Here is a 14,625-nt window from a genome sequence, read left to right on the forward strand (position 1 = left end):
TGCATGAGTAATGCATGAAATGCGGCTGGCGAACCTGCTCGGCGCGGCGGTGCTGAACCTGTCCGACCGGATGACGGGCGCCGCCGCGGCCGCCGCCGGGGTCAGCCTGAGCGGGACGGCCGCGCTGGTCGTCCTCGCCGAGTTCCCCGGGCTCGGCGGTACCGAGCTGGGGCAGCGGATCGGGCTCAGCCAGCCCGCTTGCGCCCGGATGCTCGACCAGCTGGAGGCCCGTGGGCTCGTGCGGCGGCAGGCGAAGACCGGCCGCGCGGTCGGGGTCGTGCTCACCCGTGCGGGCCGGACCGCCGCGAACCGCGCGCTCGAAGCCCGGCAGGAGGTACTGGTCAGCGCCTTGCGTGCGGTGCCGGGCCGGGACGCTCTGGAGCCCCTGCTGGAGCAGCTCCTGCGGGGGCTGCACGCCGAAGTCCGCTCGGGTGACCTGATGTGCCGGCTCTGCGACCGTCCCGGCTGCGTTGCGCAGGACCGGATCTGCCCGGTCGGCGAGGCGCAGCGCGAACTCGGGAGGCCGTGATGGGAAACGTCCTCGCGCTCGTCTCGGCCTTGTGCTTCGGGGTCACGCACTTCGTCAGCGGGTTGGTGTCGCGCCGCGCGCCGGGGATGACCGTGTCGCTGTATGCGCAGGTGGCAGGCACGGTGGTGACCGTTCCCTTCGCCGCGTTCGCCGGTCCGGGCACGCCCACCGCGGCAGCGCTCGGCTGGGGCGCGCTCTCCGGCGTGGGCACCGGGGTCGGCGTCGCCTTCCTCTACCGCGCGATGGGCAAGGGGGCGATGAGCCTCGTCGTGCCCGCGAGCGACGTCGCCGCCGTGGTCCTGCCGGTCCTCTTCGGCCTGCTCCTGCTGGGCCAGCGGCTTTCGTTCGCCGCGCTCGCCGGGGTCTGTTGCGCGGTTCCGGCGCTGTGGCTGGTCTCCCGGTCACGTGGCGAGCGCGCCGGCCGGACGGCGGCGGGGATCCCGGACGCCTTCGTCGCCGGGCTCGGCTTCGCCGTGCAGTTCGTCGCGCTCTCGAGGATCCCGGCCGAGGCGGGGTTCTGGCCGGTGGTGCTCAGCCGCGCGGTGTCGGTGGTGGCCATCGCCGGCCTGGTCACGGCGACCCGCGTGCCGTGGCGGCTGCCGCTTCGGCTCTTCGCGCCCGCAGCGTTCGCCGGCGCGTGCGGCAGTGCGGCGATCGTGTTCTACCTGCTTGCGGCCCAGCAGCAACTGCTCGCCGTCGCGACCGTGCTCGCCGCGCTCTACCCCGCGGTGCCGGTGCTGCTGGCGCTGGTCTTCCTGCGCGAACGGCTGAGCCGGGCGCAGATCGCCGGGCTGCTCGGCGCGGGCGCGGCGATCGCGCTCGTGTCACTGGGCTGACCAGCGCGCGACGGCCGCCGGGTCGTCCGCGGTCAGGTCCCGGTAGTGCTCGAGCGCCGCCACGGACTCGGTGACCTGCTCGAAGCTGGGCAGCGCGCGCACGTTCGCCACCAGCGTCATGTCCTTGCGCGGGATCTCGACGAAGCACACCTCGACGCCGGCCCGCTCGGCGTGGGTGGCCACCTCGACCTGCCAGCCGGGGAGGTCGAGGTCGTCGCCGAGCCATTCGTGCAGGTAGACGCACCACTTGCCGCGCAACAGCTCACCCGCGATGGCTTCCAGGCCGACCAGGTACGGCTCGGTCACCCGGTCGGCCATGACCGTTCCACGGAACACCAAGGCACTGCTTCCCTCCTGCACCCGGCGGTGACCCCTACCGCCGGAAAGCGCTCTCTGGGCGGTGGCCTCCCCGCTTCCGCCGAGCAGCGCGAACCCCGGTGACCGATGGATGAGCACCGGGGTTCGCCAACTTACCGCTGGAATTGGTTGACAGCAACCATTTCCTGAAGATCACCGAAAAGCGCGTGCACAATCGCCGTGCGGATGCACGTTCATCCCAGCCGGGTGCGCAGCAGGTTGGGTGACCCGCCGAAGTACGCGCTGTCGGCGACGTACAGCGTGTCACCGCGAACGGCCACCGAAGTCGGATTGGCGAGCCCGTCCGAAGTGGACATGATGGTCCGGATACCGCCCCGGCTGAGGGTGATCACCCGGTTCTCCTGGTTGACGGCCGCGACGACGGTCCCGCCGTGGAAGGCGAAGTCGTCGACCGGCCCGAGCCCCGCGGCGACGACCCGGCCGGGTGCGCCGGTGAGCGGGAACCGGACCAGGGTGCCCCGGTCCAGGTTGGACACCCACACCGCGCCGTCGTGGACCTTGACGCCGTTCGCGCCGAACCCGCTCACCGGGGCGAGCAGGTCGCCGGTGGCCCAGTCGGTGACCTGCCCGGTGCGCGGCGAGACGCGGCGGACGACCGAGCCGAACGAGTCGGCGACGAAGAGGTCGCCGCCGACCGGATCGCGCGCGACGCCGTTCTGGAAGCCGGACGGCGGCAGGGCGGCCACCTGCACCGGGGCGGTTCCGGGCCGCACGCGGTAGAGGCCGGTCGCCGTGGTGCCGGTCGAAACGGCCACGTACAGGTCGCCGCCGGGGGCCCGGACGATCCCGCCGAGGAACAGTTTCCGGTGGACCACCGGGACATCGCCGTCGGCGGGCACCGGGATCCGGGCGATGACGGTGACCCGCCCGCCGGGTGTGACCCGGCCGATTTCGCCGGTGTAGGCGAAGGTGAGGTCGGCCGAGCCGTCGGGCTCCAGGGCGATGTTCTCCGGCTGCTGTCCGGCGGCGAGGTCGAGCGGGACGATCCTCGACGTCGCCTGCGCGGGTGTGGCCGGCACGGCGAACACGGCGGCCGCGGCCAGTGCGACGCCGATCTGCTTGATGCGCAAAGGAAACTCCGGTTCGTGAGGGAGCGGCGAAAAGAACCCCGGGATCGCCGTGCCTTCGACGGTAGGCCCGGTGCGCGTGCCGCCGCCAATAGACCGGCTTGGTGGCGGCATCGGAAATCCGATGGCAGCGGTGACCTGCTGCCCGAAGGGGCAGCGATGGGTGCCGTCGAATGTGCCCGCCCCACATCTCGACCTGAGTGCGACGAGCCTGTCACGCTGAGTGCATGCGAAAGTGGAAGCGCCCGAGCCGGCTGGAACCCGAGGCGGTGCCTGCACCGTGTACGCCGATCGCCGCGATGCCTGCCGCCGTGCTGCGGTTGCAGCGCGCCGCGGGCAACCGGGCGGTCACCGCCGCCCTCCCGATCCAGCGCTACCGCTCGCAGAACGTGCCCGCCGACGACGTGGCCGAAGGGGCGCGGCATGGCGGTGCCGAACCGTTGTCGGAGAAGAACCTGGCCGTCGCCTACGTGGCGGAGCAGGGGTCGGAGGAGGCCAAACCGGAGACGCCGGTGTGGAGCAGCGGAACCCAGGACCCGGACGTCCACGCCGAGCGCACCGCCGTCCGGCAGGCGCGGACCGGCGGTGCCCGGCTGGATTACCACCCCCGGGAAACCGGGGCGAAGCGCGTCGTCCGGGTCTACACCGAACTGGCGCCGTGCGACCCCTGCTCCAGGTGGCTGGCCGAACAGCTGCACCCCGACGCCGTCGTGCAGTGGACCGCTCCTCCGCAGAACCCGGCCCGATGGCAGGCGCAAGTGCCCAACGCGCTGTGGCGCACCAGGGTCGCCTTGCTCACCGAGCTCCACGGGTTGCGAGACCAGGCGACTTCACCGGAGGCACTGGCCGCCCTGGAGCGTGCGCGCAACGTGATCGTGAGCGTTGTGCTGACACCCGTCGAGTGGGAGCGCAGCCACCCCTCGGAGCGGGAGGCCGTCGCGGCCGCGGAGCACATCGATGCCGGCTGGAAGGGTGAGGTCGCCGCCGCGCGGAATGCCGTGCACCGGCCGGTGCCGGTGCACGTCCCGCCGGTCCTCGCCGGCCCGGCTCCGCACCCGGTCCTCCCCGCGGCACCGGTCCGAGCGGGCACGCTGGACCAGTGGCTCGCCGGGACCAGCTCACCCGCGGTACTCGCGAAGAAGCCGGCGGCACCGGTCCTCAAGGGTGGTGGCCCCGCGCCGCACATCAAGAAGGCGCCGAAGTCCGAGGCGACGTGCCTGGACTGCGGCAAGAAGGTGACGGTCAACAAGACCGGCAAGCTCCGGGCGCACAAGAACCGGCAGGATGCGCCGTGTCGAGGCAGTCGTTACCGGCTCTTGTGACGCCGGTTCAAAGATTGCGGGCGAAGCAACGCGAGAGGGGTTCGCTGCGGTAGGGCCCGTACGCCTCGATCGGTTCGTAGCCTTCGCGCTGGTAGAAGCGGATCGCGTCCGGCTGGCCGGTGCCGGTCTCCAGCAACAGCCGGGTGATGCCGAGGTGCCGCGCGTGGTTTTCGAGCGCGCGCAGCAGGGCGGCCGCCACGCCGGTGCCGCGGGCCGCCGGCTCGACGTACATGCGTTTGACCTCGCCCGAACCGGGTTCGAGCAGCCGCAGCCCGCCGCACCCCACGGCGGTGCCGCCGTCGTCGCGCGCGACGAGGAACACGGCGACGGTTTCGGCGGTCGGGACCGCGCCGGGTTCGTGGTCATCGGTGCCGTAGCGGGCGTCGAGCTCGGTCCGCTGGGCCTCGCGTAGGCGGACGGCGTCGGGATCGTCCCAGGTCACCGGGGTGATCGTCAGCGTGCAGTCGATCATCAGGGCGCAGCCCCCTTTCCGTAACAGTTGTTACCGTAGCAGCTGTTACGCTTCCCGGGAAGGAGGCTCGATGCCGAAGCAGCGTGACGTGCAAGCGCAGCGGGACCTGCTGTCGAACGCGACCTGGCAGGTGCTCGCCGAAGACGGCCTGCCGGGGTTGACGCTGCGCGCGGTCGCCGAGCGCGCCGGGTGCACGACCGGCTTGGTGATGCACGCGTTCCCGACGAAGAAGGCGTTGCTGCTGCACGCACGCGACCTGCTGTACGAACGCACGGCGGTCCGCGCGGACGCGGCCGAAGCGGCGTGCACCGACGCGTTCGGCGCGCTCGCGGCGGTGCTCGGCCAAGCGGTCGACCTCCCACACGGCCACCACGACGAGTCCCGGGTGTGGGTGGGCTTCCTGGCGGCGGCCCTGGCCGACGACGACCTGGCCGAACGCCACCGCGCGGCGAACCGTTCGTTCCTGGCCCGGATCCGTCGGTTGGTGGCGGCCTGCCGTCCGAAGTGGACGGACGAGCGGCTCGAGCGCACGACGAAGAGCCTGGTGGCGCTGGTGGAGGGCCTGAACGTCCTGGCCGCGGCCGACCCGAAGACCTACCCGCCGCGGTTGCAGCAGGACGCGCTGGCCGAGGCGCTGGCCTCGCTGTCCGTCATCACCGAATGTGGTTCGGCCGCGCGGTGAACCGCTAGGATGCCGGTCCGGCGGGAGGAGCGTTCGTGACGGAGGAACCACCGCCGGGAGCGGCCAACCGCATCGCCGGGGACGTGGTGGGATCGGCGGTGCAGGTCGGCGCGATCCACGGCGACATGTACGTCGGCTTCGTGCAAGCGGCCGAGCCGGTTCCCGTCGAGCCACCGACGGACTGGGCTGACCTTCCCGAGCTGCCGCCGAGGATCGGTTCCCTGCTGCGGGCGCAGATCCAGAACGCGGAGAAGCTGCCTTACCGGCTGCCGGGGGCTCGCCGCCCGTCGCTGGCGACCGTCTACGTCCGCCAGGACGTGACGACCGGGACCGAGCTGCAGCCGTCCGACCAGGCACGGCCGCTCCCGGTGCTCGACAGCAAGGGCCGGCTCATCGACGTCCCGGGCCCGCCGCCCGCGCGGCTCACGGTGCGTCCGCCGTCGCGAAGCATGCGGGAAGCGCTGGACGCCGGTGAGCACATGCTGGTGACCGGCGGCCCGGGGCAGGGGAAGTCGACCCTGTCGCTGCGGTTGGCCGCCGAGGCCGCCCGCTGCTGGCAGGGAGCAGGCGATTGCCCGCCGTTGAGCGAGCCCGTCCTCCCGCTGCGGCTGACCGCGCGCGAGCTCGCGACGCGGCTCGAGCTGCCCTTCTACGAAGCGCTGGCCGAAACCGTCCGCGGTGAGTACGGCGCGATGCTCGCCCAGCCGCTGCGGCCGGACGACCTGACCGGGCGCGTCGCCGGCTGCCGGTGGTTGCTGCTCGTGGACGGGCTCGACGAGGTCGCCGACACCGCTCTCCGGGACCGGTTGGTCACGGTGCTCGCGGCGTGGGCGTCGGACGCGGCCTACCGCGTCGTCCTCACCACCCGGCCGATCGAGGGGGCGACGCTGGCGCCGTTCCAGCGCATCGGTGCGGCGCGCTACGAACTGCTGCCGTTCGACGAGGAAGCGTTTCGCCTGTTCGCCGAGCACTGGTTCACGGACAGTCCCGGTGCCGCGCGGAGGTTCGTGCGCCAGATCCGGGACGCGCACCTGGACGAGCTGGTCCGGGTCCCGTTGCTGGCCACGATCGCGGCGATCGTCTTCGAGAAGTACGCCGACCGGCCGTTGCCGGACAACCAGTACGAGCTCTACGAGACGTACCTGGGGTACCTGCGATCGGCCCATTCCGTGGCGCCGGGGCCGTTCGACGAGTGCTGCGGGACGCTGCTGGAATACCTCGGCCGGGTCCGGCTCGAGGAAGACACGTCACTGAGCACCGCGGCTTGCCGCTGGGTCGGCGAGCGGCTGCCAGAGCCGGCCGCCGGGACCGGCTGGCGCGAGCAGCTCATCGGTCACCTGGCCGCGGTGGGGCCGTTCCTCTTCCGCGCCGATGATCTCGGCTTCCTCCACCACAGTTTCGCCGAGCACCTCGCGGCCACGGCGAAGGCCCGGCTGCTTCCGGAGTCCTTCGACCCGTTGCACCACGGCTTTGCCGAGCTGCTGCACGCGGCCGAGCCCGAAGAGCGCGGCCGCTACGCCCGGCGCGTCTTGGTGCACTACACGCGGTTGTGCCCCGCGGAGGCGGACCGGTTGATCCGGCACCTCCATCACGGCGGGCCACAGCAGCACCTGCTCGCTGCGCGCCTGCTGGCCTGGCACGTGCCGGCGGGGGTGGAGATCGTCGACGCGTTCCTGGAGACGGCACGCGCGTGGGCGGCTACCACTCAGTACCCGGGCGGGAAGATTCTCGCCGAAGTCAGCCGGGCCGCGCACCACCCCGGTCTGGTGGGCTGGCTGCGGGAACTCATGCGGGACGGTGGCGTGCCGTGGCCCTCACGGGTCGAAGCCGGCGTGGCGCTGGGGACGCGGCTCGGCAACGATGCCCGCGCGGAGGCGGTGGAAACGCTCCGGGCGGTCGTCAAGAGCACGGGCATCGACGTGCAGGCCCGTCTCGACGCCGCTGAGGCGCTTTCCCAGTGCGGTGCCGACGAACGCGAGGCGGCGGTGCTCGGCCTGGCGTCCGTGCTGGAAAGCCCGGCCGTCACGGCGACGCAGCACGGCGACGCCGCGGTCGTTCTCGCCGGACTGGGGCCCGAGCCGCGGACGCGGGCGATCGGCGCGCTGACCGCGGTACTGGACGACCCCAGCGCGACCGACCAGGACCTCGTCGCCGCCGCGGTCAGTCTGCTGGAAATCGACATCGAGTTCCACGAACGCTGTGCGACGGTGTTCCGGGCGGTGCTCCACCGACGTTCGTGGTCGACTATCGGCGTCGAGGACGCTGCGGTCGGCCTGGCGTCGCTGGGGCCGGAGTACTTGGTGGAGGCGGCCGACGCGCTCGAACACCGGGCCACGGACCGCCGGCTGCACTACATCGACCGGCTCAGCAGCGGTCGGGTTCTGGCGCGGCTAGGCCCCCAGTACCGCGTCCGGGCGGGTGAGCTGCTCCTCGATCTGGCGACCGGCCCGGCCGGCAGAACATTCGACCGGGCGTACATCGCGTCCGTGCTCGCCGACTCCGGGCCCGAATTCCACCAGCCGGCGGTCGCTCTCATCCGTTCGGTGCTGGACGACCCCACCGCGGCGGCGGGCTTTCTGCTCACGGCCGGGACCAAACTGGCCGATCTGGGGCCCGACCACTGGCCGGATGCCGCCCGGGCGCTCACTCGTGCCGCTGAGCACCCGCTGGGCTACGACGAGCTGACCATGAACGCTCTCGGGCACCTCGCCGCGCTGGGTGCACCGCACAAAGCGCAGGCACTGGCCGGGCTCCGCAACGCGATGAACCGGCCGGAATCGACGGTCGAGACGCGGTACCAGGCGGCGTCGGAACTTTCCTTGCTCGGTCCGGAATTCCACCCCGAAGCGATCGACCAGCTGGTTCGCCTCACGGCTGCGCCGCTTCCGCTGAAGCTCCGATTGCAGATCTGGCGGCAGCTCATGCGGCTCGCGCCGGAGCTGGACCAGCGGTCTTCCGCCGGGATGATCGGAGTGCAGCTCGGGCAGGGCGGCAGCGAAACCTGGGGCGAGGGCCTCCCGCACTACCGCTGGGACGTGCCTGACCCGGACGAGCTGGGCCGGATCCTGGAACGGGTGATCGACGACCGGGAACGCAGTGGTCGTCAGCGATTCGACGCCGCGGTCAACCTGGTGTTGTTGCACCGCCGCTACCACGCTGCCGCCGCACGGGGAATCGTCAAGCTGCTCCATGAGGATGTCATCGGGGACGGTGAGATCGCCTCCATGGGCCGCCAGATGAGCCGGGCCGCCGCCGAAACGCGCCGGCCCCTGGCCGCCGTGTTGCGGGGCATGGTGCTTTCGCCGGCCAGCCGGCCAGGCAGGGTGTGCAATGCCGCGGCCGCGATGGATGCCCTGGCCGCGCTGGACGACGATCGCGTACTTTCCGTGCTGAGCGAGGTGGCCGCCGACTTCACAGCCGACGCCACATCGCGGTGCGATGCCGCGCTTCTCCTGCTGAGAAACAACATTCTGTCGCCTGTGGATGCGGTCGGCGTCCTGCTCGGACTTCGCACGAAAATGGAGAACTTCACCTGGCGGCGCTATGTGCGCAACGCGGTCGAGTTCGGTGCCGATGTGGTGGACGAGGTACGCGCGGTAGCGCTCGATCGCGATGCGGACTGCGACCAGCGGCAGGAATCAGCCGTTCTCGTCACGGAAATGGTGCCGGTTCCGGCGGCGGAGGAGATCGCCGAACTGAGGTCGCAGGCCGAGGACCCGTTCATCGACGTCGGCTGCCGGACCGCGGCCATGACGAGGCTGGCCGCGCTGAACCCCGGCACCACCGCGGCGACCACTGCCGCGCTCCAGGCGGCGGTGGGGGACGAGCGGAAGCCGATCAGGCACCGCTGCGATGCCGCCTACGAACTCGCGGCCATCGATCGATCGGCGGCGGAGCAGGCCCGCCGGACGTTGCTCGGCTTCGCCGGGGCGCCGGAGCTGACGCCGGCAGAACGGCGTGAAGCGCTGCGGTTCCTCGCATTCTTCCGCCCCGATGGCCCGGCGAACCGGTGCCGGCCGGCCTTGGCCCACGACCCGGCGGTCACCTCCGGCGAGGTCCGTGCGGCCGTGCTGCGCGACCTCACCGGCCACGAACGCCGGTCCGTCGGACGCGCGCTGGTGACGGACCGGCTCGTCTCGCCGGAGACGTGGTCGGGGTGCGTGACCAGGTGGAACGACGGTTCTTTCGCGTGGGAAGCCGAGCGAGTCCTCCTCGATCGGCTGGCGGGCCCCGAATCGGCGCCGGCCGCGCGGATCAAGGCCGTCGTGGCGTTGAGCAAGATCGCCCCCGCGCTCGAACCGAAAGCCGTCGAAGAACTCGAGAAACTGAGCCGCGGCAACACCGCCGTCCGTCACGCGCGACGGGAGCTCGCGTTGCTGGATCCGCGCTGGCGGGCGCGTGTCATCGCCGACGCGCGAGCCGTGCTGGCGGACGCCGAGCGGTCCGGGCGCGACCGCGCCGGAGCAGGGCTCGTCCTGCTCGACGTCACCTCCGAACTCCCCGCGTCATGCCGGCAGCACCTGGCAGACCTGCTGGACGACGGCCGGATCGCCGCTCGCGTCCGGCTTCGCCTCCTGTTCGACCTGCGGCGGTTGGACGACGTCCGGGCGATCCGCGACGACCAGCGCCTTCCGCTCGCGCTGCGGCGGGACGCAGCCGGCAAGCTGTCCGACTACGACCGCGAAGACCGCGTTGCGGCTGCCGAGCTCTTCCAGGCGATCGCCGCCGACCCGGACTGTCATCCGAGACTGCGCTGGTCGGCGGCCGACGACCTCGCCGGGCTGGGAACCCGGGGACACGAACTCGGGACGGCGGCGCTGGAGTCGCTGATGAAGGACGAAACGCTCCCCAGCTCCGCGCGCAGGGACGCCGCCGGTCGGCTGGGGATGCACCGACCTGACTTGCGTGGCGAGGTGCTCCACGTGTTGCGCGGCTTCCGAGGCGAAGGGAACGTGCAGGTCTGGACGACGATCGGCGACTTCCGGCCGGACGAAGGGGCGCTTGGCCTGCTCGACATGGCCCAGGATCGAACCCTCGGCCCGGTCGTCCGGTGCCGCAGTGCCTGGGCCGCCGCGCGCCTGCACCGTGACCACCGCGAAGCCGCGGCCATCGTCGCGCGCGAGATCGCGCACGACGACCAAGTTCCGCCCCACATCCGCGTTTCCGCCGCCCGGTTGCTGGCGATGACGAGCGACCTCTGCCGCCCGGAAGCCCGCGAGCTGCTCACGCGCCTCAAGCCGCCGGGCCGAAGCGGCGGCGGTAAGCGCTCGGGCTGAGCCCGGTGTGACGCCGCAGTTGCAGCCGCAGGTTTGCCGCGGTCCCGAAACCGCTCGCCGAAGCCACCCGGTCCAACCGCAGCTCACCCCGCTCGATCAAGCGGCACGCCAGCGTCACCCGCTCCGTCGTCAGCCACGCCAACGGTGTCGTTCCGAGCTCCGCCCGGAACTTCCGGTGCAGCGTCGCCGGGCTCGTGGCCGCGCGGCTCGCCAGGTCCGCGACCGTCAGGGGCGTGTCCAGCCGCTCGAGGGCCCACGCCAGGACCGGGGCCAGCGATGTCTCCGGTACTGCCGGCACCGGGCGGGCGATGAACTGCTGCTGGCCGCCGTCGCGGTGGGCCGTGAACACCAGGCGGCGGCTGACCGCGTTGACGACCTCGGCGCCGTGGTCGCGGTGGATGATGTGCAGGCCCAGGTCGAGTGACGCCGCGCTGCCCGCCGCCGTCAGGACGTTGCCCTCGTCGATGAACAGCACGTCGGGTTCCCAGTGCACGCGGGGGAACCGCGAGGCCAGCGACGCGGCCCACTGCCAGTGGGTGGTCGCCCGCTTGCCGTCGAGCACGCCCGCCTCGGCGAGGGCGAACGCTCCCGTGCAGAAGCTGACCAGGCGGGCTCCGCGGCCGGCCGCCCGGCGGATCGCCGCGATGATCGCCGGGGCCGTCGGGACGTGGGTGTCCGGGCGAGCGGGCACGATCAGGGTGTCCGCCGTGTCGGCGGCCTCGAGCCCGGCGACGCCGGACAGCGTGAACATGCCGAGGTTCATCCGCACCTCCGGCGTCGCGGCGCAGAGCGTGAAGTCGTACCAGGGCCGGTCGAGTTCGGGGCGCCGGAGCCCGAACAGCTCGGTCGCCACGCCCATCTCGAAGGGGTTCGACTGCTCAGTGACGATCGCGACGACCCGGTGCGAGAATTCTTGCGGCATGTGCGATTCCTAACACTCGTCCGCGGCGGAAGCCAGGTCGAGGATGGCCGGTATGAACCCGATCGACCTCAACGAAGTCCTGGCGAGCTTCGACGCCGCCTGGAGCCCGCGCATCGTCACCCGCGTCAACGACTACGACATCCGCCTCGCCCGGTTCGACGGCGAGCACGTCTGGCACGTCCACGAGCACACGGACGAGTTCTTCCTCGTCTTGGACGGCGAGATCGAGATCGGCCTGCGCGATCCGGCGGAGCGGGTGGTCACGCTCGGCCGCGGGCAGGTGTTCGTGGTGCCGAAGGGCACGTTCCACAAGCCGTCGTCGAAGGCGGGCGCGAGCGTGCTCCTGGTGGAACCCGCGGGCACGCTCACGGTCGGCGACGTGCACGACGAAGTGCCGGACCACGTCGACGTGACCACCGGCCACCTGGTCTAACGTCGAAAACATGCTGACTGTCGTACCGGTCGATCAGGCGTCCTGGGCGGACCTGGAGGCCATCTTCGGTGACCGCGGTGATCCGGCCCGCTGCCGGTGCCAGTACTTCAAGGACACGCCCGCGCAGTGGCGGGCGGGCACCGCGGAGGAACGGGCCGAGCGGTTCCGCGCGCAGACCGCCGAGCAGGCGACCGGGCTCGTCGCCTACCTCGACGGCGAGCCCGCCGGCTGGTGCGCGGTCGAACCCCGCCCCGCCTACCGGCGGCTTCTGGGCAGCCGCCTGGTCTGGGCCGGTCGCGACGAGGACCCGGCGGACGACGGCGTCTGGGCCATCACCTGCTTCGTCACGCGGAAGGGCTTCCGGCGCCAAGGGGTGAGCGCGGCCCTGGCGAAAGCCGCCGTCGGGTTCGCCCGCGAGCGGGGCGCCCGAGCGGTCGAGGGCTACCCGATGGTCGTCGAGGCGGGGCAGAAGCTCGCCTGGCCCGCGGAGCTGTTCGTCGGCAGCCGCAAGATCTTCGCCGACGCGGGGTTCGCCGAGGTCAGCCGGCCGACCGCGCGGCGGGTGGTCATGCGCCTGACCTGCTGAGTCTTTCTCGGGAACGGCGTACGCTCGGCCGCATGAAACGGACATCGTTCGCGCAGTGGCCGTGCTCGATCGCGCGCACCATGGATCTGCTGGGGGACTGGTGGACCCCGCTGGTGCTGCGGGACGCCTTCTACGGCGTGCGCCGCTTCGACGAGTTCCAGCAGGCGCTCGGCATCGCGCGCAACACCCTCGCCGACCGGCTGAAGCGGCTGGTCGACGAGGGGCTGCTGGAGAAGGTGCCCTACCAGACCGAGCCGGTGCGCCACGACTACGTGCTCACCGAGAAGGGCCGCGACTTCTACCCGGTGCTGCTCGCCATGACCCGGTGGGGTGACAAGTGGCTCGCGAGCGAGGCCGGGCCGCCGATCACCGTGCACCACCTTCCCTGCGGGCACGACACGCACGCCGAAATCGTCTGCGCGGAGTGCGCCGAACCGATGACGCCGGACGACACCCGGATGCGCCGCGGGCCCGGCTTTCCGGCCCGGCTGGCGCAGCGCCCGGACGTCGAGGAGCGGTTCGCGCGTCAGGAGTGACGTTGACAGTCTAGGTCTATCTACGCAACTATCGTGGTCAGAAGGTTCTCCGAGGGGAGTGGGACCACGATGGAGTGGACAGGTGCGCGGTACGCCGACCTGCCGACGGCCGAGGTTTCGACGTGGATCGACGCCGCGCCCGAGGACGTCTGGCCGGTCGTCTCGGACATCTCGCTGATGCCCCAGATGAGCGCGGAACTCCAGTCCGTCGAGTGGTGCGAAGAAGGCCGCAAGTTCGTCGGCCGCAACAAGCACGACGCGTTCGGTGAGTGGGAAACCACCTCCTACGTCGTGGAATGCGAAGCGCCGCGGGTCTTCGCGTGGGCCGTGCAGGACCCCGGCGAGCCCAGCGCCGTCTGGAAGTTCACCCTCGAGCCCGACAACGGCGGCACCCGGCTGAGCCAGTGGATGCGGATGGGCCCCGGCCGGTCCGGGTTGTCGTTCGCCATCGACCGGATGCCGGAAAAGGAACAGAAGATCGTCTTCGTTCGCATGCGGGAGTTCGAGTCGGCGATGGCCGGCACGGTCGCCGCGATCAAGGTGCGGATCGAAAAGCGGTGAAAACCGCGACCACCGTCGAGTTCTCGAAGGACACCCGCACGACGCTGGACTTCGTGGTCGAGGCGGAGAAGCTGGGCCTCGACGTCTGCTGGGTGGCCGAAGCCTGGGGCTCGGACGCGCCGTCCGCACTCGGCTACCTCGCCGCCCGCACCGACCGGATCCGGCTCGGCTCCGGCATCATCCAGCTGGGCACGCGCACGCCGGTCGCGATCGCGCAGGCCGCGCTCACCCTCGCCGACCTGTCCGGCGGGCGGTTCGCGCTCGGGCTCGGCCCGTCCGGGCCGCAGGTGATCGAAGGGCTGCACGGCGTCCCGTTCGCCAAGCCGCTGACGCGGATGCGGGAGACGGTCGAGATCATCCGCCAGGCCTTCGCGGGGGAGAAGATCGCGTTCTCGGGCCGGGCCTTCGAGATCCCGCTGCCCGGCGAGGCCCGCCCGATGCGGCTGTCCACCGCGCCGAACCCGGACATCCCGATCTACCTCGCGACGCTGTCGCCGAAGCTCCTGGAGCTGACCGGCGAAGTCGCGGACGGCTGGCTCGGCACCAGCTTCGTGCCCGAGGGTGCCGACGCGTACTTCACCCACCTCGACGCCGGCCTCGCGAAGGCCGGAAGGCAGCGTACGGACATCGACGTCTGCCAAGGCGCCGAAGTCGCGTTCGCGGACAACGAGGACGAGCTGCGCGTCCTGGTCGGCAGCCGCAAGAAGGAGCTCGCGTTCAGCCTCGGCGGGATGGGTTCGGCCGGCACGAACTTCTACAACAACGCCTACAGCCGGCAAGGCTGGGCCGACGTCGCGGCCGAGGTCCGCGAGCGCTGGCAGGCCGGTGACCGCGACGGCGCCGCCGCGCTCGTCACCGACGAGATGGTGCTGGGCACGACGCTGATCGGCACCGAAGAGATGGTGCGGACGAGGTTGGGCGTCTGGCGCGACGCCGGGATCGACACGGTCCGGCTCTACCCGGCCGGCGAAACGCTCGAAGCGCGTCTGACGACTCTGGGTCGCGCACTGGACCTGCTGTGAAGG

Annotated in this window: 14 protein-coding genes; 10 read left to right on the forward strand and 4 right to left on the reverse strand. The window is 71.8% G+C overall.

What is annotated here, in order from left to right:
• The first annotated feature begins 10 nt into the window (after positions 1 to 10).
• On the forward strand, positions 11 to 529 hold the full coding sequence (locus AB0M80_RS06435) for a MarR family transcriptional regulator (protein WP_364559733.1): 519 nt from the start codon (positions 11 to 13) through the stop codon (positions 527 to 529).
• Complete coding sequence (locus AB0M80_RS06440) at positions 529 to 1,365, forward strand: DMT family transporter (protein ID WP_364559736.1); 837 nt, start codon at positions 529 to 531, stop codon at positions 1,363 to 1,365. Before AB0M80_RS06435 ends, AB0M80_RS06440 begins: the two co-directional genes overlap by 1 nt.
• Here the strand turns inward: AB0M80_RS06440 and AB0M80_RS06445 are convergent.
• Both AB0M80_RS06445 and AB0M80_RS06450 read right to left on the reverse strand, forming a co-directional pair.
• Complete coding sequence (locus AB0M80_RS06445; RefSeq protein WP_364559738.1) at positions 1,354 to 1,683, reverse strand: hypothetical protein; 330 nt, start codon at positions 1,681 to 1,683, stop codon at positions 1,354 to 1,356. The genes AB0M80_RS06440 and AB0M80_RS06445 overlap by 12 nt on opposite strands.
• A gap of 233 nt (positions 1,684 to 1,916) precedes the next feature.
• A complete protein-coding gene (locus AB0M80_RS06450; RefSeq protein WP_364559741.1) occupies positions 1,917 to 2,813 on the reverse strand; it encodes a hypothetical protein in 897 nt (298 codons plus the stop codon).
• Positions 2,814 to 3,037: 224 nt separating this feature from the next.
• Between AB0M80_RS06450 and AB0M80_RS06455 the strand changes: the two genes are divergently transcribed.
• Positions 3,038 to 4,132, forward strand: a complete 1,095-nt coding sequence (locus tag AB0M80_RS06455) for a hypothetical protein (RefSeq protein ID WP_364559743.1) — start codon at positions 3,038 to 3,040, stop codon at positions 4,130 to 4,132.
• 7 nt (positions 4,133 to 4,139) lie between these two features.
• Here the strand turns inward: AB0M80_RS06455 and AB0M80_RS06460 are convergent, their stop codons facing one another.
• Positions 4,140 to 4,604, reverse strand: a complete 465-nt coding sequence (locus tag AB0M80_RS06460) for a GNAT family N-acetyltransferase (RefSeq protein ID WP_364559746.1) — start codon at positions 4,602 to 4,604, stop codon at positions 4,140 to 4,142.
• A 70-nt stretch (positions 4,605 to 4,674) separates the two neighbouring features.
• Here AB0M80_RS06460 and AB0M80_RS06465 point away from each other — a divergent pair, with 70 nt between their 5' ends.
• Positions 4,675 to 5,286 (forward strand): TetR/AcrR family transcriptional regulator, encoded by a 612-nt coding sequence (locus AB0M80_RS06465; RefSeq protein WP_364559748.1) that lies wholly within the window; start codon positions 4,675 to 4,677, stop codon positions 5,284 to 5,286.
• A 35-nt stretch (positions 5,287 to 5,321) separates the two neighbouring features.
• Positions 5,322 to 10,562, forward strand: coding sequence for a hypothetical protein (locus AB0M80_RS06470; RefSeq protein ID WP_364559751.1), 5,241 nt, complete (start codon positions 5,322 to 5,324; stop codon positions 10,560 to 10,562).
• On the opposite strand, the gene AB0M80_RS06475 is transcribed toward AB0M80_RS06470, so the two are convergent.
• A complete protein-coding gene (locus tag AB0M80_RS06475) occupies positions 10,519 to 11,484 on the reverse strand; it encodes a helix-turn-helix domain-containing protein (protein WP_364559753.1) in 966 nt (321 codons plus the stop codon). The genes AB0M80_RS06470 and AB0M80_RS06475 overlap by 44 nt on opposite strands.
• A gap of 43 nt (positions 11,485 to 11,527) precedes the next feature.
• On the opposite strand from AB0M80_RS06475, the gene AB0M80_RS06480 reads away from it, so the two are divergent.
• From AB0M80_RS06480 to AB0M80_RS06500, 5 genes are all read left to right on the forward strand, one after another.
• Positions 11,528 to 11,917, forward strand: a complete 390-nt coding sequence (locus tag AB0M80_RS06480; RefSeq protein WP_364559756.1) for a cupin domain-containing protein — start codon at positions 11,528 to 11,530, stop codon at positions 11,915 to 11,917.
• Between the two features lie 10 nt (positions 11,918 to 11,927).
• On the forward strand, positions 11,928 to 12,503 hold the full coding sequence (locus AB0M80_RS06485; protein ID WP_364559758.1) for a GNAT family N-acetyltransferase: 576 nt from the start codon (positions 11,928 to 11,930) through the stop codon (positions 12,501 to 12,503).
• Between the two features lie 32 nt (positions 12,504 to 12,535).
• The gene (locus tag AB0M80_RS06490; RefSeq protein ID WP_364559760.1) at positions 12,536 to 13,039 is read left to right on the forward strand and encodes a helix-turn-helix domain-containing protein; all 504 of its coding nucleotides are present in this window, start codon (positions 12,536 to 12,538) and stop codon (positions 13,037 to 13,039) included.
• Positions 13,040 to 13,108: 69 nt separating this feature from the next.
• Positions 13,109 to 13,600 (forward strand): SRPBCC family protein, encoded by a 492-nt coding sequence (locus AB0M80_RS06495; RefSeq protein ID WP_364559763.1) that lies wholly within the window; start codon positions 13,109 to 13,111, stop codon positions 13,598 to 13,600.
• Positions 13,597 to 14,622, forward strand: coding sequence for an LLM class flavin-dependent oxidoreductase (locus AB0M80_RS06500; protein WP_364559765.1), 1,026 nt, complete (start codon positions 13,597 to 13,599; stop codon positions 14,620 to 14,622). The genes AB0M80_RS06495 and AB0M80_RS06500 overlap by 4 nt, the downstream gene beginning before the upstream one ends.
• The last annotated feature ends 3 nt before the right edge of the window (positions 14,623 to 14,625 follow it).

The sequence above is a fragment of the Amycolatopsis sp. NPDC051045 genome (genome assembly GCF_040682955.1).
GTDB lineage: Bacteria > Actinomycetota > Actinomycetes > Mycobacteriales > Pseudonocardiaceae > Amycolatopsis.

Excerpts from the sequence above, each read along its gene's own strand:
- AB0M80_RS06495 (WP_364559763.1), top strand. The coding sequence starts at position 13,109 with ATGGAGTGGACAGGTGCGCGGTACGCCGACCTGCCGACGGCCGAGGTT.
- AB0M80_RS06490 (WP_364559760.1), top strand. The coding sequence starts at position 12,536 with ATGAAACGGACATCGTTCGCGCAGTGGCCGTGCTCGATCGCGCGCACC.
- AB0M80_RS06440 (WP_364559736.1), top strand. The coding sequence starts at position 529 with ATGGGAAACGTCCTCGCGCTCGTCTCGGCCTTGTGCTTCGGGGTCACG.
- AB0M80_RS06475 (WP_364559753.1), bottom strand. The coding sequence starts at position 11,484 with ATGCCGCAAGAATTCTCGCACCGGGTCGTCGCGATCGTCACTGAGCAG.
- AB0M80_RS06445 (WP_364559738.1), bottom strand. The coding sequence starts at position 1,683 with ATGGCCGACCGGGTGACCGAGCCGTACCTGGTCGGCCTGGAAGCCATC.
- AB0M80_RS06485 (WP_364559758.1), top strand. The coding sequence starts at position 11,928 with ATGCTGACTGTCGTACCGGTCGATCAGGCGTCCTGGGCGGACCTGGAG.
- AB0M80_RS06465 (WP_364559748.1), top strand. The coding sequence starts at position 4,675 with ATGCCGAAGCAGCGTGACGTGCAAGCGCAGCGGGACCTGCTGTCGAAC.
- AB0M80_RS06460 (WP_364559746.1), bottom strand. The coding sequence starts at position 4,604 with ATGATCGACTGCACGCTGACGATCACCCCGGTGACCTGGGACGATCCC.
- AB0M80_RS06480 (WP_364559756.1), top strand. The coding sequence starts at position 11,528 with ATGGCCGGTATGAACCCGATCGACCTCAACGAAGTCCTGGCGAGCTTC.
- AB0M80_RS06435 (WP_364559733.1), top strand. The coding sequence starts at position 11 with ATGCATGAAATGCGGCTGGCGAACCTGCTCGGCGCGGCGGTGCTGAAC.
- AB0M80_RS06455 (WP_364559743.1), top strand. The coding sequence starts at position 3,038 with ATGCGAAAGTGGAAGCGCCCGAGCCGGCTGGAACCCGAGGCGGTGCCT.